This window comes from Lysobacter sp. BMK333-48F3 (assembly GCF_019733395.1).
In the GTDB taxonomy this organism is placed as follows: Bacteria; Pseudomonadota; Gammaproteobacteria; order Xanthomonadales; family Xanthomonadaceae; genus Lysobacter.
Genome location: NZ_JAIHOO010000001.1, coordinates 2,607,363 through 2,624,338, shown reverse-complemented (window position 1 = coordinate 2,624,338; position 16,976 = coordinate 2,607,363). Strand labels below are relative to the sequence as shown.

At 71.9% G+C, this 16,976-nt stretch carries 15 protein-coding genes; 8 read left to right on the top strand and 7 right to left on the bottom strand.

Annotation, left to right across the window (positions count from 1 at the left end):
• Positions 1-146: 146 nt before the first annotated feature.
• The 7 genes from K4L06_RS11140 (at position 147) to K4L06_RS11110 (ending at position 5,614) form a co-directional block, all read left to right on the top strand.
• Entirely contained in the window at positions 147-1,025 is an 879-nt protein-coding gene (locus tag K4L06_RS11140) for a S1/P1 nuclease (protein ID WP_221671451.1), read from the top strand.
• 83 nt (positions 1,026-1,108) lie between these two features.
• Positions 1,109-1,978, top strand: a complete 870-nt coding sequence (locus tag K4L06_RS11135; RefSeq protein WP_221671450.1) for an MBL fold metallo-hydrolase — start codon at positions 1,109-1,111, stop codon at positions 1,976-1,978.
• Between the two features lie 51 nt (positions 1,979-2,029).
• A complete protein-coding gene (locus K4L06_RS11130) occupies positions 2,030-2,563 on the top strand; it encodes a hypothetical protein (RefSeq protein ID WP_221671449.1) in 534 nt (177 codons plus the stop codon).
• Between the two features lie 65 nt (positions 2,564-2,628).
• Positions 2,629-3,420, top strand: coding sequence for a molybdate ABC transporter substrate-binding protein (modA, locus tag K4L06_RS11125; protein ID WP_221671448.1), 792 nt, complete (start codon positions 2,629-2,631; stop codon positions 3,418-3,420).
• Between the two features lie 7 nt (positions 3,421-3,427).
• Positions 3,428-4,117 carry a molybdate ABC transporter permease subunit gene (gene modB / locus K4L06_RS11120; RefSeq protein ID WP_221671447.1) on the top strand — a complete coding sequence of 230 codons (690 nt, stop codon included), beginning with the start codon at positions 3,428-3,430 and terminating at the stop codon, positions 4,115-4,117.
• Positions 4,114-4,749, top strand: coding sequence for an ATP-binding cassette domain-containing protein (locus K4L06_RS11115; protein ID WP_221671446.1), 636 nt, complete (start codon positions 4,114-4,116; stop codon positions 4,747-4,749). The genes modB and K4L06_RS11115 overlap by 4 nt, the downstream gene beginning before the upstream one ends.
• A 64-nt stretch (positions 4,750-4,813) precedes the next feature.
• Positions 4,814-5,614, top strand: coding sequence for a prolyl oligopeptidase family serine peptidase (locus K4L06_RS11110; protein ID WP_221671445.1), 801 nt, complete (start codon positions 4,814-4,816; stop codon positions 5,612-5,614).
• Positions 5,615-5,639: 25 nt separating this feature from the next.
• Here the strand turns inward: K4L06_RS11110 and K4L06_RS11105 are convergent, their stop codons facing one another.
• From K4L06_RS11105 to K4L06_RS11090, 4 genes are all read right to left on the bottom strand, one after another.
• Positions 5,640-6,908, bottom strand: a complete 1,269-nt coding sequence (locus tag K4L06_RS11105; RefSeq protein WP_221671444.1) for a M56 family metallopeptidase — start codon at positions 6,906-6,908, stop codon at positions 5,640-5,642.
• A 12-nt stretch (positions 6,909-6,920) separates the two neighbouring features.
• Positions 6,921-8,126: a M56 family metallopeptidase gene (locus tag K4L06_RS11100; protein WP_221671443.1), complete on the bottom strand. Its 1,206-nt coding sequence runs from the start codon at positions 8,124-8,126 to the stop codon at positions 6,921-6,923.
• 100 nt (positions 8,127-8,226) lie between these two features.
• Complete coding sequence (locus K4L06_RS11095) at positions 8,227-9,423, bottom strand: M56 family metallopeptidase (protein WP_221671442.1); 1,197 nt, start codon at positions 9,421-9,423, stop codon at positions 8,227-8,229.
• Positions 9,410-9,781 (bottom strand): BlaI/MecI/CopY family transcriptional regulator, encoded by a 372-nt coding sequence (locus K4L06_RS11090; protein ID WP_221671441.1) that lies wholly within the window; start codon positions 9,779-9,781, stop codon positions 9,410-9,412. The genes K4L06_RS11095 and K4L06_RS11090 overlap by 14 nt, the downstream gene beginning before the upstream one ends.
• Positions 9,782-9,866: 85 nt before the next feature.
• Between K4L06_RS11090 and K4L06_RS11085 the strand changes: the two genes are divergently transcribed.
• A complete protein-coding gene (locus K4L06_RS11085; RefSeq protein ID WP_221671440.1) occupies positions 9,867-11,879 on the top strand; it encodes an acetyl-CoA hydrolase/transferase C-terminal domain-containing protein in 2,013 nt (670 codons plus the stop codon).
• Between the two features lie 6 nt (positions 11,880-11,885).
• On the opposite strand, the gene K4L06_RS11080 is transcribed toward K4L06_RS11085, so the two are convergent.
• The 3 genes from K4L06_RS11080 to K4L06_RS11070 form a co-directional block, all read right to left on the bottom strand.
• On the bottom strand, positions 11,886-13,025 hold the full coding sequence (locus tag K4L06_RS11080; RefSeq protein WP_221671439.1) for an acyltransferase: 1,140 nt from the start codon (positions 13,023-13,025) through the stop codon (positions 11,886-11,888).
• Positions 13,026-13,241: 216 nt separating this feature from the next.
• Positions 13,242-15,242, bottom strand: coding sequence for a transketolase (gene tkt / locus K4L06_RS11075; RefSeq protein WP_221671438.1), 2,001 nt, complete (start codon positions 15,240-15,242; stop codon positions 13,242-13,244).
• A gap of 317 nt (positions 15,243-15,559) precedes the next feature.
• Complete coding sequence (locus K4L06_RS11070; protein WP_221671437.1) at positions 15,560-16,939, bottom strand: dicarboxylate/amino acid:cation symporter; 1,380 nt, start codon at positions 16,937-16,939, stop codon at positions 15,560-15,562.
• Between the last annotated feature and the right edge of the window lie 37 nt (positions 16,940-16,976).

Sequence of the window (16,976 nt, the reverse complement as noted above, 5' to 3'; positions counted from 1 at the left end):
CCCGGCTTGGGCCCATAAAGCCCCGGCCCGTCGCTCCGGCCGCCGCCGCGCTTGCGGCGCGGCCGTCGCGCGGCGATGGCGGCCCGCGCCGCGCGCCGCCATGTTGGGACAGTTCCGCTGCGGTGGGCTCCGGTAGAGTGAGCCCGATGAACCCGTCCCTTCGCCTCGCTTCGTCCTCCCTGGCCGCACGCGTCCTGCGCCCTTTGGCCTGCGCCGCGCTGCTGTTGACCGTGCCGGCGCAAAGCCTGGCCTGGGGCCCGCAGGGCCACCGCCTGGTCGCCGCCCTGGCTTGGGATCGGCTGAGCCCGCAGGCCCGCGCCGAAGCGCGGAAATTGCTGGCCGGCGAAGCCGACCCGACCCTGCCCGGCATCGCCAACTGGGCCGACGAGTTGCGCGCCAACGATCCCAAGCTCGGCAAGCTCAGCGCCAAGTGGCATTACGTCAACCTGGCCGAGCGCGGCGCCGGCAACGACTGCGCCTACCAGCCGGCCCGGCATTGCCGCGGCGGCGACTGCGCGATCGAAGCGATCCGCAACCAGACCGCGATCCTCGCCGACCCCGGCCGCAGCCGCGCGGAGCGCCTGCAGGCGCTGAAGTTCGTGGTCCATCTGGTCGGCGACGTGCACCAGCCGCTGCACGCCGGCTACGCCGACGACAAGGGCGGCAACGATTTCCAGATCCACATCGACGGCGAGCCCGAGCCGGCCGACGGCTACGGCACCAACCTGCATTCGCTGTGGGACAGCCGCATGCTGACCATGGCCAGGCTCGACGACGCGGCCTACCTGGCCAAGCTGCGGCGCCAGCCACTGCCGCCAATCAAGGCGATCGGCCTGCCGCCAGCGGCGGCGGACTGGGCCCGGCAGTCGTGCCGGATCGTCGAACGGCCGGGCCTGTATCCGCCCAGCCATACCCTCGATGCGTCCTATGTCGCGACCTGGCGCCCGGTCACCGAGCAGCAGCTGCGGCTCGGCGGCGCGCGCCTGGCCGCGGTGCTCGACGCCGCGCTCGCGCCGCGGCGCTGACCGGCGGCCGCAAGCGCGGCGGGCGCTGCCGTATCCTAGATCGCGAACGCCAGGCCGCAGCGGCCGCGCTGCAGGAGACCGGCATGACGCCGCAGGTTCTGCCCTTCCACCATCGCGATACCGGCACCTGGTCCTACCTGGTCGCCGACCCCGACAGCGGCGCGGCGGCGATCGTCGATCCGGTGCTGGACTATCAGGCCGCCTCCGCGCGCACCGCGCTGGACTCGGCGCAACGCCTGCTCGACGCCGCCGCGCAGCGCGGCTGGCGGATCCAGTGGCTGCTGGAAACCCATGCCCACGCCGACCACCTCAGCGCCGCGCACCTGCTGCGCGAGCGCCTGCGCGCCGGCGGCGCCGCGCCGCAGTTGGCGATCGGCCGCGGCATCGAGCAGGTGCGCCGCCACTTCGCGCCGCTGTTCGGCCTGCCCGAGCGCGACCCGGCGCCGGCCTTCGACCGTCTGTTCGAAGACGAGGAGCGCTTCCGCATCGGCGGCTTGCCGGCGCAGGCGATTCCGGTGCCCGGCCACACCCGCGACAGCCTGGCTTATCTGATCGGCGATGCGCTGTTCGTCGGCGATTCGCTGTTCCTGCCCGACAGCGGCACCGCGCGCTGCGACTTTCCCGGCGGCGATGCGGCGCAGCTGTATCGCTCGATCCAACGCCTGTACCGCCTGCCCGACGCGACCCGGGTGTTCGTCTGCCACGACTACGGCAAGCCCGATCGCGAACCGGCCTGCGAAACCACGATCGGCGAGCAGAAACGCAGCAACGCGCATGTGCGCGCCGACACCGGCGAAGCCGAGTTCGTCGCCCTGCGCCAGGCGCGCGACGCGACCCTGGCGGTGCCGGCGCTGATCCTGCCGGCGCTGCAGGTGAATCTGCGCGGCGGCGCCCTGCCCGAAGCGGACGCCGACGGCCGACGCTATCTGAAGCTGCCGCTCGATCGCCTATAACCCGCCGATCGAGCGGGCGACCCGCCTCCACCGCACACGAGAATGCCGCGCATGCGCCAACCCCGTTCGTCGTCCCGTTCCGCCGTCGCGCGCACGCGGCTTGCGCTGGCCGCGTGCGGCGCCCTGCTGTCGTGCGTCGCCGTCGCGGCCGAGCCGCACCGCCATGCGCCGGCTTCGGCCGCCGCGCCGGCCGGACCGGTCGACATCGCCCTCGATGCCGCCGCTCTGGCCGGGCTGCCGCGCGCTCGCGCCAGCGGCGAAGCGCACGGCCGCAAGCTCGACTGCGAAGGCGTGGCGTTGCACGCGCTGCTGCGCCAGCAAGGCGCCATGCCGAACGAACCGCTGCGCGGCGCCGGCTTGGCGCGGGTGGTGGTGGTGCGCGCCCGCGACGGCTACCGCGCCGTGTTTTCGCTGGCCGAGCTGGATCCCAGCCTGGGCGCGCGCGAGGTGCTGCTCGCCGACCGCTGCAACGGCGCCGCCCTGGGTTCGCAAGACGGCCCCTGGCGGCTGATCGCGCCGGCCGAATCGCGGCCGGCGCGCTGGGTGCGCCAGGTCGAATCGATTCGGGTCGTCGACGCGCCCTGAGCGCAGGCACGGCGGCGGCGCTTCGCGCTACTCTCGCCCTACCCCACACACCGAGGCTTCGCGCCATGCCCCGCCTGCTCCGCCGTTTGCTCGGCGCCTTGTGCGTCGCCGGCCTGCTCGCCGCCGGTCCGCTCGCCGCGCAACCGCGCAGCGCCGCCGCCCCGGTCACGGTATTCGCCGCCGCCAGCCTCAAGGAGTCGCTGGACGACGCCGCGGCCGCGTTCCAGCGCAGCGGCGGCGTGCCGGTGCGGGTGTCGTATGCGGCCAGTTCGGCGCTGGCGCGGCAGATCGAACAAGGTGCGCCGGCCGATGCCTTCGTCTCGGCCGATCTGGAGTGGATGGACTATCTGCAGGAGCGCGGCCTGATCGACGTGCCCAGCCGGCGCAACCTGCTCGGCAACCGGCTGGTGCTGATCGCGCCGCAGGCCAGCCGCGCGCGCGCGGTCGCGCTCAAGCCCGGGGTCGATCTCAAGCCGCTGCTCGGCGACGGCCGCCTGGCCCTGGCCCTGACCGCGAGCGTGCCGGCCGGCAAGTACGCCCGCGCCGCCTTCGTCCGCTACGGCGTGTGGGACGCGCTGCAACCGCGCGTGGCCGAAGCCGAGAACGTGCGCGCCGCGCTGATGCTGGTCGCGCGCGGCGAAGCCCCGCTGGGCGTGGTTTACGCCAGCGATGCGCGCGCCGAACCCAAGGTGCGGGTGCTGGCGACCTTCCCGGCCGACAGCCATCCGCCGATCGTCTATCCGGCGGCGCGGCTGGTCTCGAGCAAACACCCGGGCGCGACCGCGTTCGTGCGCTGGCTGGGCACGCCGGCCGCGGCCGCGATCTTCCGCCGCCACGGCTTCGCGGTACTGAAGTGAGCGCGCGATGCAGTTCAGCGATGCCGAACTGACTGCGATCTGGCTCAGCCTGAAGATCGCCACGGTCGCGACCCTGGCCAGCCTGCCGTTCGGCATCGCCCTGGGCTGGTTGCTGGCGCGGGTGCGGTTTCCCGGCAAGCTGCTGCTCGACACCGTGCTGCACCTGCCGTTGGTGCTGCCGCCGGTGGTGACCGGCTACGCCCTGCTGGTCCTGCTCGGCTCGCAGGGACCGCTCGGCCGTTGGCTGTACGAGCACTGGGGCCTGAGCTTCGCGTTCCGCTGGACCGGCGCCGCGCTGGCCAGCGCGATCATGGGCTTTCCCCTGCTGGTCCGGGCGATCCGGCTGTCGATCGAAGCGGTCGACCGGCGCCTGGAGCAGGCGGCCTCGACCCTGGGCGCGAATCCTTGGCGGGTGTTCTTCGGCGTGACCCTGCCGTTGGCCTGGCCGGGCGTGCTGGCCGGCGCGGTGCTGTCCTTCGCCAAGGCGCTGGGCGAGTTCGGCGCGACCATCACCTTCGTCTCGAACATCCCCGGCGAAACCCAGACCCTGTCTTCGGCGATCTACGGCCTGATGCAGGTGCCCGACGGCGAAGCCGGCGTGCTGCGCCTGGCCGCGGTCGCGGTGGCCATATCCTTCGCCGCGGTGCTGGCCTCGGAATGGCTGGTGCAGCGCCAGCGCGCGAGCGCGCAACGATGAGCGCCGCGCCGACCTTCCTGCTCGACTTGGAACTGCGCCGCGGCGATTTCCTGCGCCGGGTCGAGATCCGCAGCGAGCAACGGGTGATCGCCGTGATCGGCGAATCCGGCGCCGGCAAGACCTCGCTGCTGCACGCCATCGCCGGCCTGCTGCGGCCGGCGCGCGGCCGGATCGAGATCGCCGGCCGCTGCCTGTTCGACAGCGCCGCGCGCGTCGACCTGCCGGCGCACCGGCGCCGGATCGGCTACGTGTTCCAGGACGCGCGCCTGTTTCCGCACCTGGACGTGCGCCGCAACCTGCTCTACGGCTGGCGCGGCGAGGCCCGGCGCGAAACCCGTTTCGAGTTCGACGCCATCGTCGAGCTGCTCGGCATCGGCGCCCTGCTAGGCCGCGGCACCGCCGGCCTGTCCGGCGGCGAGACCCAGCGCGTCGCGCTGGGCCGCGCCCTGCTGTCGCAGCCGCGCATCCTGCTGCTCGACGAACCGCTGTCGATGCTGGACATGGACCGCCGCGACGAGCTGCTGCCGTATCTGCAGCGGGTCCGCGACGAGACCGCGCTGCCGATGATCTACGTCAGCCATTACCCGGACGAAGTGCGGCGCATCGCCGACGAAGCGCATCGCATCGGCTGAGCCGGGCCGGCCCGGCTCGGCCGCCGCGCTATGCTGCAGGCCGGTTTTCCCGAGCGAAACCTCGATGCGTCTTCTGAGCGCCGCCTGCCTGGGCCTGCTGTCGATCGCCGCCACTGCCTGCCAGACCACCGCCCCCGCGACCGGCGGCGAGTTCCTGCCGCGCGAGCTGAGCCTGGCAGGCAGGACCTATCGCTACCAGGTCTTCGTACCGGCACCGCACCGGTACCAGGGCCGGCCCGCGGTGGTGCTGTTCCTCAACGGGTCCGGCGAACGCGGCGACGACGGCGCCAGGCAGACCCAGGCCGGCCTGGGGCCCTACTTGCGCCGGCATGCCGCCGAGTTCCCAGCGATCGTCGTGTTCCCGCAAGCGCCCGACGACACCGAATGGACCCAGGACGCCGGCCCGATCGCGATGGCGACCCTGGACGCGGCGCTGGGCGAATTCCGCGGCGACCCGGACCGGGTCTACCTGACCGGCATGTCGATGGGCGGCTACGGCACCTGGGAGCTGGCCCTGCAGCATCCGCAGCGCTTCGCCGCCCTGGTGCCGGTCTGCGGCGGCATCACCGTCGACTGGACCGATGCGCGCCCGGGCATGCGCGCGCACAGCGTCGCCGATGCCGCCGACCCGTTCGCCGCGGCCGCGCAGCGCCTGCGCGAGGTGCCGGTCTGGATCTTCCACGGCGGCAAGGACGATGTGGTGCCACCGGCGCAATCGCGGCGCATGGACGCGGCGCTGAAAGCGGCCGGCGCGCGCGACGCGCGCTATACCGAATTCGCCGCGGCCAACCACAACAGCTGGGACGCCGCCTACGCCTACGCGCCGATGTGGCGGTGGCTGTTCGCCCAGCGCCGCGGCCGCTGAAGCGCGGCCGCGGCCGCTGCGGCGCTTACCGCGCCGCGGTCATCCGCACGTCCAGTTCCAGCCGCTTTCCGGGGCCGGCGGCCGCAGCGTCCTCCTGCACCACCCGGCCGCTGCCGCCGCTCTGCATCGCCAGGCGCGGCTGGCCGACCATCGCGCCGTCGCGCAGCAGGCTCATCTTCAGCCACACGGTGTCGTCGTCGGATCCGGGATAGACGGCCTTGTCCGCGCCGACCGTGGCCACGCCGTCGATGCGCCAACGCGCGCCGTCCTCGAACATCGTCGCCGAGAACGGCTGGCCGGCCGCTTCGACGATCGTGAAACGGCTTTCGCGGCCGCCGCTGCGGGCGACGAACTCCATCGTCACCGAGCCGGCCGGCGCGGCCAGCGCGGCGGCTTGCGGCGCCGATTGCGCGGCCCAGGCGGCCGCGGCGCTGCCGCCGGTCAGGGCCGCGACCAGCAACAGGCCGAGATGGCGCCAACGCGGCGCGACTGCGGGGTGCTTCAACATGTCGATTCTCTCCAGCAAGGGATGGGGCGGACCCCAATGGCAGCCCAGCGGCGTGGACTGCGCCGCGAGCTGGGTGACGAGCATCGCCTGCGCATAGGCGCGCCGCGCGCGCGGGTGGCGCGCCAGCACGCGCGCATCGCAGGCCAGTTCCTGGTCTTCGCGCAACCGCGCGGCGGCGAGATGCAGCAAGGGGTTGAACCACAGCAGGCAGGTCACGGCGGCGACGGCCGCGTTGATCCACAGGTCGCCGCGGGCGATGTGCACGCGCTCGTGGCGCAGCATCAGCGCGCGCTGGCGGCGGTCGTAGCGTTCGGCGAAATCGGCCGGCACGACGATCCGCGGGCGCAGCAGGCCGAACGCCGCCGGCAGGCCGACGCCGGCCTGGGCGCGCCACACGCCGTCGCCGAGCGGTACCACATGGCCTAGCGCGCGATGAAAACGGCGCTGGCGCCGCAAGATCCGCAGCGCCGCGATCGACGCACCGGACAGCCACAGCGCCAGCAGCCAGCCGGCCGCATCCGCATTGCCTACAGCGACCTGCGCGGCCGGGGCCGCGGCCCAGTCCGGCATCGCCCCGGGCATCGGCGACCACACCAACGCCGCGGGCGCCGGTATCGGCCACAGCGGCGCCAGCAACGCCGCCGGCAGCGCCAGCCAGGCGGCGTAGGCGACGCCGGCGCCGCAGCGGCGGCGCAACGGCCGGCGCAGGGCCAGCACCAGCAAGCTCGCCGCACCGCCGCTGCAGGCGGCGACGATCAAGCAGCGCAATAGATCGAACCGGGTCATGATCGAAACCGACTACCGCGACGCGGCCGGGAGGCGCGCGTTACGCGGCCCGGCGCTGGGCACGAAACGCACCTGGTCCCGGTGGTACTGCGCGCTCCAGCCGGATGCGTCCTGCAGGGCCAGGAACGCGTGCCGCACGCTGACGCCCTGCAGATCGGCGCTGAGCCGCTTGCGGCTGTCGTCGAGCACCTCCGGATTGCTCAGCTGCAGGCCGGCCTGCGCCGCGATCCGCAGCGCGAATCCGCGCTCGCTGAGCAGGTCCTGGGTGGCGATCGTGATCCGCCGCTCTTGCGGCGCCGATGCCGGTTGCGCCGCCCAGGCCGCGAACGCGGACACGGTGCCGCACAAGATCAGCGCGCACGCGCCGAAGCGAACCCGGACCGCGCCGGGCAAGGGATGTTTGAGCATGGCGATTCTCTCCGCGATCGGGTGGGTGGACGCCCACGAACAGGCCCAGGGCGCGGGGCCGGCGCGCAAGGCGCTCTTCAACATGGCTTCGCCGTAGCTGCGCCGCGCGGTCGGATGCCGGCGCAGCACGCGCGCGTCGCAGGCCAATTCCTGGTCGGCGCGGAAGCGGCCGACGGCGTAGTGCAGCAACGGGTTGAACCAGTACAGGCAGGACAGCAGGGCGACGAAGGCATTGAGGTGCAGGTCGCCACAGACGATATGGCTGCGTTCGTGGGCGCGGATCAGGCGGCGCTCGGCGGCGCTGTAGCGTTGCTCGAAATCGCCCGGCACCACGATCCTGGGCCGGAGCAGGCCGATCGCCGCCGGCAGGCCGCGATCGCGCTGCGCCCGATACAGGCCGTCCGGCTGCCGCTGCAAGGCGCCCAGGCCACCCTGGAAGCGCCATTGCCGCCACAGCATCAGCAGGGACGTCGCGGCGGTGCCGATCGCCCACACCGGCCCCGCCAACGCCCAGGCCTGCGTCGCCGCGGCCGGCGCCGCATCGGCCAGGCCCAAGGCGGCGGCCGGCGCCGCCGCGACCAGGGAGAGCGTTCCCGCGGCCGGTTGCGGCGCGGCCGGCAGCAGCACCGCGAACGTCGCCGCCGGCACGATCGCCCACGCCGCATAGGCCACGCCGGCGCCGAACCAGCGCCGCAGCGGCAGGCGCAACGCCAGAACCACGGCGAGGCCCAGACTCATCGCCAGCGCGGTCTCGGCCAACAGTCGCAAGGTCTCAACGGAACTCATGACGGAATTCGCGATGGAGTTCATGATCCAAGTCCTCCCCTGGTGCGGCTCGGCGCAATGACGGATCGATCCGCTCTCGCGCCGGGTTTCCTGCCTCGCGGCGCGTGCGGCGGCGGTCGCGCGGTCAGCGCGCCGCGCCCTCGCGGTAGAACACCACCGAGTTGGAAGCCGGCGCCTGCGGGCGCTCGCCGGCGACGAAGCGCACCCGGTCGCCGTCGATCTTCGCCTCCAGCCCGGTCTGCATCCGCAGCAGGGCGAAGGCCATCCGCGCATCGACCTGGCGCAGTTGCGCCGCTTTCACCGCGACCGCGTCGCTGAGCAGTTCCGGGTTGTCGATGCGCAGTCCGGCCAGCTGCGCGACGCGGTCGGCGTACTGGCGCTGGCTCATCTGCTCGGTCTCCAGGTCGAAGCGGCGTTCGCCGGGAGCGGAGGCGGGTTGCGCGGCCCAGGCGCCGAAGCCGGTGGCGGCGGCGAGTGCGATCAATACGACGGCGCCGAAGCGCAGGCGGGCGGCGGTGGGGGCGGTACGGTTGAGCATGGCGATGCGTTCCTTGAGCGGATGCGAGGAGGACCACGTGCAGGCCAACGGCGAGGACCCGCCGTGCAGGGCGGCTTTGAGCAAGGCCTCGGCGTAGCTGCGCCGCGCCGTGGGAAGGCGGCGCAGCACGCGCTGGTCGCAGGCCAGTTCCTGGTCGCTGCGGAAAGCGCGGGCGGCGTAATGCAACAACGGGTTGAACCAGTACAGGCACGACAACAGCAACCAGGCGGCGTTGGCGTACAGATCGCCGCGGGCGATATGGATACGTTCGTGCAGCGCGATCAGCCGACGCTGGCGCGCGTCGTAGCGGCGTTCGAAGTCCCGCGGCAGCACCACTTTCGGCCGCAGCAGGCCCATCGCCGCGGGCAGGCCGTAGTCGCTCTGCGCCTGCACGCTGCCGTCGGCGCGCGGCCGCAGCCGGCCCAGGCGCCGCTCGAACCGGCGTTGCTGGCGCCAGGCGCGCGCCGCCATCGCCACGGCGCCGGCCAGCCACAACAGGCTCAGCGCGACCCACGCGGTGCCGGTCGGCGCCGGCGGCGCGATCGGCGCTGCCGCCATCGGCGCGCCGGCCGCGACCAGCCACTGCGCCGGCGCGTCGGGGCGCGGCGCGGCCGGCAGCAGCACCGCCGCGGTCGCCAGCGGCAGCAGCCACCAGGCGGCGTAGGCCACGCCGGCGCCGAACGCGCGCCGCAAAGGCCGGCGCAGGGCCAGCACCAGCGCCGCCGCCGCGCTCATCGCCAGGGTGGTCTCGGCCAGCAGGCCGATCAGCTCAGCCGCGCTCATCGTCGATCTCGTCCAGCAGCTTGCGCAGCTCGGCGATGTCCTTGCGGCTGAGCTTGCGCTGTTCGCTGAAGTGCGCGACCAGGGGCGCGACGCGACCGCCGAACAGCCGCTCGAGCAGGCCCTGGCTCTCCTCCATGACCCAGTCCTCGCGCTTGAGCAGGGGCGCATAGAGGTACCGCCGCCCGTCCTTCTCGGCGCGGATCGCGCCCTTGTTCAACAAGCGGTTGAGCAGGGTCTTGACCGTGGCTTCCTGCCACGACTGGTTGCCGGCCAGGGCCGCGACGACCTCCTCGGCGCTGAGCGGGTGGCGCTGCCACAGCACGTCCATGACCACGGATTCGGCTTCGCTGATCTGCATCGTTTACATCCGTAATTTTTCATCAGATTACACCTGTAAACGAAGTTTGCAAGCGCCTGGATGCGCGGATTGAGATACTGGTCGCATGAACCGACCCGCGCGCTTTGACCGCCTCGACGACGCCGTCGACTTCCTCTACGACCGCGTCGACGGCCCGCTGCACCTGGGCGCCCCGCTCGGCCTGGGCAAGCCGCACCGGTTGCTCAATGCGATCTACGCCCGCGCCGAAGGCGACAGCACGCGGCCGCTGCACCTTTACACCGCGCTGTCGCTGGACCCGCCCGGCGGCGGCCGCGGCCTGGAAGGCCGGTTCGTCGCGCCGTTCGCGCAGCGTCACTTCGGCGCCGACTTTCCGCGCCTGCGCTACGTCGAGGCGCTCAAGCGCAACGCGCTGCCGGCGCACATCGAGATCGAGGAGTTCTATCTGCAATCCGGCGCGCTGTTGAACGCCGCCGCCAGCCAGCGCCGCTACGCCAGCCTCAACTACACCCATGTCGCCCGCGCCCTGGCCGACCGCGGCGTCAACGCGGTGGTGCAGAAGGTCGCCGCCGACCCCGCCGGCGGCGCGCGGCTGTCGCTGTCGTGCAATACCGACCTGACCTTCGACGCAGTCGACGCGATCGTCGCGCGCGGCCTGCCGCGGCCGCTGCTGATCGCCGAGATCGACCCGCAGCTGCCCTGGCTCGGCGGCAGCGCCGCGGTCGACGCCGATTTCTTCGACGCGGTGGTGCTGCCGCCGCCGCCCTACCCCGCCCTGTTCGGCCTGCCGCGCCAGCCGGTGTCGGACGCCGACTATGCGATCGGTTTCTACGCCAGCACCCTGGTGCGCGACGGCGGCACCCTGCAAATCGGCATCGGCACCCTGGCCGATGCGCTGTGCCACGCGCTGGTGCTGCGGCATACCGACAGCGCGGCGTATCTGCGGGTGGTGCGTGCGCTGGGGATCGAGGTTGCGGAAACGAAGGCGGTTGCGCCGCTCGGGCACGCGGCTTCTTTGCAGGGTGACCTGAGCGGAGACCGTAACGCGAAGGCGCAGGTTGCGCCGCTCGGGCCGTTTGACGTTGGGCTTTTTGGCTGTTCCGAGATGATCAACGAAGGCTTTCGCCGCTTGGTCGAAGTCGGAGTGATCAAACGCAAGGTCGTCGACGACCTGGAACTGATGCGGCGCCTGCACGACGGCAGCGCGAACGCGGACGATCGCGCACGGCTGGAACGCGAGGGCGAGTTCCTGCAGGGCGGCTTCTACCTGGGCTCGCCGGACTTCTACGCCTGGCTGCGCGATCTGCCCGAAGCGCAGCGCCACGGCATCGGCATGCGCCGGATCAGCGAGGTCAACGAACTCTACGGCGGCAACGAAACCCTGGAGCGCCTGCAGCGCCGCGATGCGCGTTTCTTCAACAGCTGCATGATGGCGACCGCGCTCGGCGCGGCGGTGTCGGATACGCTCGACGACGGCCGGGTGGTGTCGGGCGTCGGCGGCCAGTACAACTTCGTCGCCATGGCCCACGCCCTGCCCGACGCGCGCTCGGTGCTGATGCTGCGCGCGACCCGCGAAAGCGCCGGCCAGGTCCGCTCCAACCTGGTCTGGAACTACGCCCAGACCACCATCCCGCGCCATCTGCGCGACGTCTACGTCACCGAGTACGGCATCGCCGACCTGCGCGGCAAGACCGACGAGGACTGCATCCAGGCCATGGCCGCGGTGGCCGAAGCCGGCGCCGGCGTCGCCCTGCGCCTGACCGCGATCGATCACGGCAAGTTGCCGCCGCACGCTCCGCAGCCCCACCGAAACAACACCGCGCAACGGCTGGGCGAGACCCTGGCGCCGTTCCGCGCCGACGGCAGCCTGCCCGATTACCCGCTGGGCAGCGATTTCAGCCCGGTCGAACAGCGGCTGGTCAAGGCCCTGGGCTGGCTGAAGGCCAACACCGCGACGCGCGCGGCCAAGCTGCGCACCGTGCTGCGCGCGCTGACGGTCGGGACCGGGGCCGACGACGAGGCGATGCAGCGCATGGGCCTGCAGGCCCCGCGCGGTTTCGGCGAGCGGCTCGAAGCGCGCTTGTTGCGGCTGGGCCTGCGCGAAAGCGCCGGCGCTTGAGGCCGGTCAGGCCGGACCGACCGCCGCCTGCGCCTGCAGCGCGCGCGCCTGCCGGCGTTTGCGCAGGCGCGCGAACAGGCGGTGGCCGAGGCGGATACCGGGCTTCTCGATCCAGCGATAGGTCAGCCATGCGGCCGGTACGGTCAGGGCCAGGCTCAGGGCCAGGCAGGCGGCATAGGCCGCGCCCGGCGAAAGTTCGGCATAGCAACGGGCGAACACGCCGTACAGACGCGAGACCAGGAACGGGTGCACCAGGTACAGCGAATAGCTGATCGTGCCGAAGAAACAGGTCAGCCGGTTGACCAGCAGGCGGTTGCTCGCCAGCAGCAGGCCCAGCAGCAACAGGCCGTAGAACAGCGAGGCCAGGTACCAACCGTCGAGGATCGGCGGGAGCGGCGGCAGCAGGCCGTAGAACAAGGCGCCCAAGCCGCCCAGCCCGGCCAGCGACAGGGCCGCGCCCAGCGTCCGCCGGCGCCGCGCCGGCGCCTCGCGCAGCCGCAGCCACAGTTCGAACAGCACGCAGCCCAGCACGAACATCGGCAACTGGCGCAACAGGCCGACATGCGCGCCGAGATGGGCGATCGGCGCCGGCAAGCCGGTCGCCGCCCACCACGCCAGCGCGAAACTGGCCGCCAGCAACGCCGACTGCCGCCACAGGCCGCGCAGGCCGAGCGCGATCAAGGGGAACAGCGCGTAGAACAGCATTTCCACGCCGATGGTCCAACTGCCCATGACGATGCCTTGCTGCCACGGCGCCGACAGCCCGAACAGCAACGAGTAGTTCCAGGCCACTTCCTCGACGCCGCGCAACGGCACCGCGCGCAACTGGTCCTTGGCCACCATCAGGGTCAGCAGCGCCAGCATCAACGGCGCGATCCGCGCCAGCCGGCTCAGATAGAAACTGCGCAAGGGCAGGCCGCTGGCGGCGTGGCGCGGCCAGGTCAGGCACAGCGAGAACGCGCTCATGACGAAGAACAGGGCGACGCCGCTGCCGCCCATGCCGACCAGGGGCGCGATCGCGCCCGGCACGACCAGGTCGGGCTCGGGCATGGCCATGACGTGGTAGACGATCACGTACAGCGCCGCCAGGCCGCGCAAGGCGTCCAGTTGCGGCAGGCGTTGCGGGGAATCGGCGGGTACGGACATGCGCGGCGGGCTCGGTGGCGGCCCGACGCCCCGCGCCGGCGCCCTGGGCGGACGCGCGCGCCAATCGGCCGCTCGCTGAAGAGAACGGGCGATTCTAGAAACGAAAACGCGCCACGGTAGCGGCCGTGGCGCGCATTTTTACAAAACCGCCGAAACGCCCGATCGGGCAAATCGCGGTGCGCGGGTCCGGCTCGCCGGACCCGCCTGCGAGCGGGCTCAGCCCAGCCGCTTGACCGCCTCGACCACGCGCTCGACGGTGAAGCCGAAGTGCGGGAACAGGGCTTCGGCCGGCGCCGAGGCGCCGAAGGTGTCGATGCCGATCACCGCGCCGTCCAGGCCGACGTACTTGCGCCAGAAGTCGCTGACGCCGGCTTCGATCGCGACCCGCTTGCGCTGCGCGTTGGGCAGCACCGACTCGCGGTACTCGGCCGGCTGGCGGTCGAACACGTCGCTGGACGGCATCGACACCACGCGCACCTTGAGGCCTTCGGCGCTCAGGCGCTCGGCCGCCTGGGTGGCCAGGCCGACTTCCGAACCGGTGGCGATCAGGATCGCGTCCGCCGCGCCGTCGCTGTCGCGCAGCACGTAGCCGCCGCGCGCGATCTGCGCGACCTGCTCGTCGTTGCGCGGCTGATGCGGCAGATTCTGGCGCGAGAAGATCAGGCAGCTCGGGCCGTTCTGGCGTTCGATCGCCGCACGCCAGGACACCGCCGATTCGACCGCGTCGCAGGGACGCCAGACGTCGTTGTCGGGGATGTAGCGCAGCGAGGCCAGGTGCTCGATCGGCTGGTGGGTCGGGCCGTCCTCGCCCAGGCCGATCGAGTCGTGGGTGTAGACGTGGATCGCGTGCGCGCCCATCAGCGCGCTCATCCGCACCGCGTTGCGGGCGTAGTCGCTGAACACCAGGAAGGTGGCGTCGTAGGGGATGAAGCCGCCGTGCAGCTGCAGGCCGTTGCCGATCGCGGTCATCGCGAACTCGCGCACGCCGTAATAGATGTAGTTGGCGTTCGGATCGGTGCTGGCGACCGACTTGCTGCCCTTCCACAGGGTCAGGTTGGAGTGGGCCAGGTCGGCCGAACCGCCGACCAGTTCCGGCAGCAGCGGGGCGAAGGCTTCGATCGCCATCTGCGAGGCCTTGCGCGAAGCCACGGTCGGGCCGTCGGCCTGCAGCTTGGCGATGTAGGCGTCGGCCTGGGCGCGGAAGTCCTGCGGCAGCTCGCCGGCGGTGCGGCGGCTCAGTTCGGCGGCTTCGGCCGGGAACTGCGCGGCGTAGGCGGCGTAGGCGCTGTTCCACTCGTCTTCGCGGCTCTGGCCGGCGGCGCGCGAGCGCCAGCCGTCGTAGATCGCCTCGGGGATCTCGAACTCGGCGTGCGGCCAGTTCAGCGCGGCACGGGTGGCGACGATCTCGTCCTTGCCCAGCGGCGCGCCGTGCGAGGATTCCTTGCCGGCCTTGGCCGGCGAGCCGAAGCCGATGGTGGTGCGGCAGCAGATCAGGGTCGGCTTGTCGCCGTGCTTGAGCGCGGTGTCGATCGCGGTCTTGATCTCGACCGCGTCGTGGCCGTCGACGTTGCGGATCACGCGCCAGCCGTAGGCCTCGAAGCGGGCCGGGGTGTCGTCGGTGAACCAGCCGTCGGTGTTGCCGTCGATCGAGATCTTGTTGTCGTCCCAGAACGCGACCAGCTTGCCCAGGCCCCAGGTGCCGGCCAGCGAAGCGGCTTCGTGCGAGATGCCTTCCATCAGGCAGCCGTCGCCCATGAACACCCAGGTGCGGTGGTCGACGAGGTCATGGCCTTCGCGGTTGAAGCGCTGGGCGAGCAGCTTCTCCGCCAGGGCCATGCCGACCGCGTTGGCGAAACCCTGGCCGAGCGGGCCGGTGGTGGTTTCCACGCCCGGGGTCATGAAGTTCTCGGGGTGGCCCGGGGTCTTGGAATCGAGCTGGCGGAAGCGCTTGAGCTCGTCGATCGACAGGTCGTAGCCGGCCAGGTGCAGCAGCGCGTACTGCAGCATCGAGCCGTGGCCGTTGGACAGCACGAAGCGGTCGCGGTTGGGCCACTTGGGGTTGTTCGGGTTGTGGCTCAGGTAGTCGTTCCACAGCACTTCGGCGATGTCGGCCATGCCCATCGGCATGCCGGGGTGGCCGGAGTTGGCGGCCTGCACCGCGTCGATGGCGAGGAAACGGATGGCGTTGGCGAGGTCGCGGCGGCTGGGCGTCGTCATTGGGCTTGGGCGGCTGAGGCTGGGAGGCGGAACTGGAAGGCCGGTCCCGCGGCGGAGCACGGATCGGGGAGCGGCGAAGAGCGACTATTGTCCCATCCCGGGCCCGCCCTGTCGCCCCAAGCCCTGGGCCGGACCGGCGCGGGGCCGGCTCGGGCGCCGCCGCGCCCGCCCGCGAACGGCCGGCGGCCAGGATTGGCAACGCGCAGCGGCGCAGGGCCGGCATGCCGGCTCCAGCCCGGTCGCCGCCCGGTTGGCGGCCCAAACGCGACGGCCCGCCAAGCGGCGGGCCGTACGCGGGACGGGAATGGCGGCGCGGCTCAGTCGCCGAGTTGCTCCGCCGGCGGGTCGTTGACCCCGCGCGAGACCATCGAGGCGATGGCGATGTCGCCGGTGACGTTGAGCGTGGTCCGGCACATGTCGAGGAAATGATTGACGCCGAGGATCAGGCCGATGCCTTCCGGCGGCACCTTGACCATGGCGCAGATCATCGCCACCACCGGCAGCGAGCCGGAGGGCACGCCGGCGGTGCCGATGCCGCCGAGGATGCAGACCAGCATCACCATGACCTGCTGGCCCAGGCTCAGGTCGACGCCGAAGAACTGGGCCAGGAAGATCACCGTGACGCCTTCGAACAGCGCGGTGCCGTTCTGGTTGGCGGTGGCGCCGACGGTCAGCACGAAGCGCGACACCCGCCGCGGCAGCTTGAGTTCGTCCTCGGCCACGCGCAGCGCGGTGGGCAGGGTCGCGTTGCTGGACGCGGTCGAGAACGCCAGCACCATCGCTTCCTGCACGCCCTTGAAGAACGCGGTCGGCGAGCGCCCGCCGATGAACTTCAGCGCCAGCGAATAGACCACGAACAGATGGATCGCCAGCGCCGCGACCACCACCGCGACGTACTTGGCCAGCTTGAACAGCAGGTCCCAGCCGAACGCCGAGGCCAGGTTGAACATGAAGCAGAACACCGCGTACGGCGCCAGCTTGATGACCAGGCCGATCAGGGTCATGGAAATGTCGAACAGGCCCTGGATGCCCTCGCGCAGGGTGTCCACGGCCTGGGAGCGGGTCAGCACCATGCCCACGCCGATCATCAGGGCGAAGAACATCACCGCCAGGATGGCGTCGCTGGCCGCGGCCTGGATCACGTTGCTGGGCACGATCGAGACCAGCATCTGGATGCCCTTGGGCGCGTCGGCGCTGCCCTTGACGATGCTCTGCGCGCGCTCGGCGTTCTCGCTCATCAGCTGCTGGGCCAGGGCCGGATCGACCCCGGCGCCGGGCTGGAACAGGTTGACCATCAGCAGGCCCAGCACCACCGCCAGCGAGGACATCAGGATGGTCAGGCCGAGGGTGCGCCAGCCGACCCGGCCGAAGGCGCGGATGTCGCCCATCTCGCTGACGCCCATGACCAGGGCCGAGAACAGCAGCGGGATCACCAGCATGAAGATCAGGCGCAGGAAGATCTCGCCGGCGGGGCCGGTGACGGTTTCGGTGAGCAGCTTGAGCAGCGGCCGGCACTGCCAGATCTGCTCGGCGCCGGCGACCACCGGCACGCAGGTCTGGCCGCCGAGCTGGGCCCAGGTGAGGCTGTTGAGGCCGAGGCCGTAGACGATCAGGCCCAGGGTGAGGCCGGCCAGGAAGCCGATCGCCATCTTCCAGTGCAGCGGGAGCGACTTGCGCGCGTTCAGGGTTTCGCTCATGAATCCGGCCCGGCCAAAACAGCCGGCAGGATACACC

Coding starts and splice junctions, on each gene's coding strand:
- K4L06_RS11070 (WP_221671437.1), bottom strand. CDS start 16,939: ATGAGCGAAACCCTGAACGCGCGCAAGTCGCTCCCGCTGCACTGGAAG.
- K4L06_RS11140 (WP_221671451.1), top strand. CDS start 147: ATGAACCCGTCCCTTCGCCTCGCTTCGTCCTCCCTGGCCGCACGCGTC.
- K4L06_RS11095 (WP_221671442.1), bottom strand. CDS start 9,423: ATGAGCGCGGCTGAGCTGATCGGCCTGCTGGCCGAGACCACCCTGGCG.
- modB (WP_221671447.1), top strand. CDS start 3,428: ATGCAGTTCAGCGATGCCGAACTGACTGCGATCTGGCTCAGCCTGAAG.
- K4L06_RS11105 (WP_221671444.1), bottom strand. CDS start 6,908: ATGACCCGGTTCGATCTATTGCGCTGCTTGATCGTCGCCGCCTGCAGC.
- K4L06_RS11100 (WP_221671443.1), bottom strand. CDS start 8,126: ATGAACTCCATCGCGAATTCCGTCATGAGTTCCGTTGAGACCTTGCGA.
- K4L06_RS11090 (WP_221671441.1), bottom strand. CDS start 9,781: ATGCAGATCAGCGAAGCCGAATCCGTGGTCATGGACGTGCTGTGGCAG.
- K4L06_RS11110 (WP_221671445.1), top strand. CDS start 4,814: ATGCGTCTTCTGAGCGCCGCCTGCCTGGGCCTGCTGTCGATCGCCGCC.
- K4L06_RS11135 (WP_221671450.1), top strand. CDS start 1,109: ATGACGCCGCAGGTTCTGCCCTTCCACCATCGCGATACCGGCACCTGG.
- K4L06_RS11130 (WP_221671449.1), top strand. CDS start 2,030: ATGCGCCAACCCCGTTCGTCGTCCCGTTCCGCCGTCGCGCGCACGCGG.
- K4L06_RS11080 (WP_221671439.1), bottom strand. CDS start 13,025: ATGTCCGTACCCGCCGATTCCCCGCAACGCCTGCCGCAACTGGACGCC.
- K4L06_RS11115 (WP_221671446.1), top strand. CDS start 4,114: ATGAGCGCCGCGCCGACCTTCCTGCTCGACTTGGAACTGCGCCGCGGC.
- tkt (WP_221671438.1), bottom strand. CDS start 15,242: ATGACGACGCCCAGCCGCCGCGACCTCGCCAACGCCATCCGTTTCCTC.
- modA (WP_221671448.1), top strand. CDS start 2,629: ATGCCCCGCCTGCTCCGCCGTTTGCTCGGCGCCTTGTGCGTCGCCGGC.
- K4L06_RS11085 (WP_221671440.1), top strand. CDS start 9,867: ATGAACCGACCCGCGCGCTTTGACCGCCTCGACGACGCCGTCGACTTC.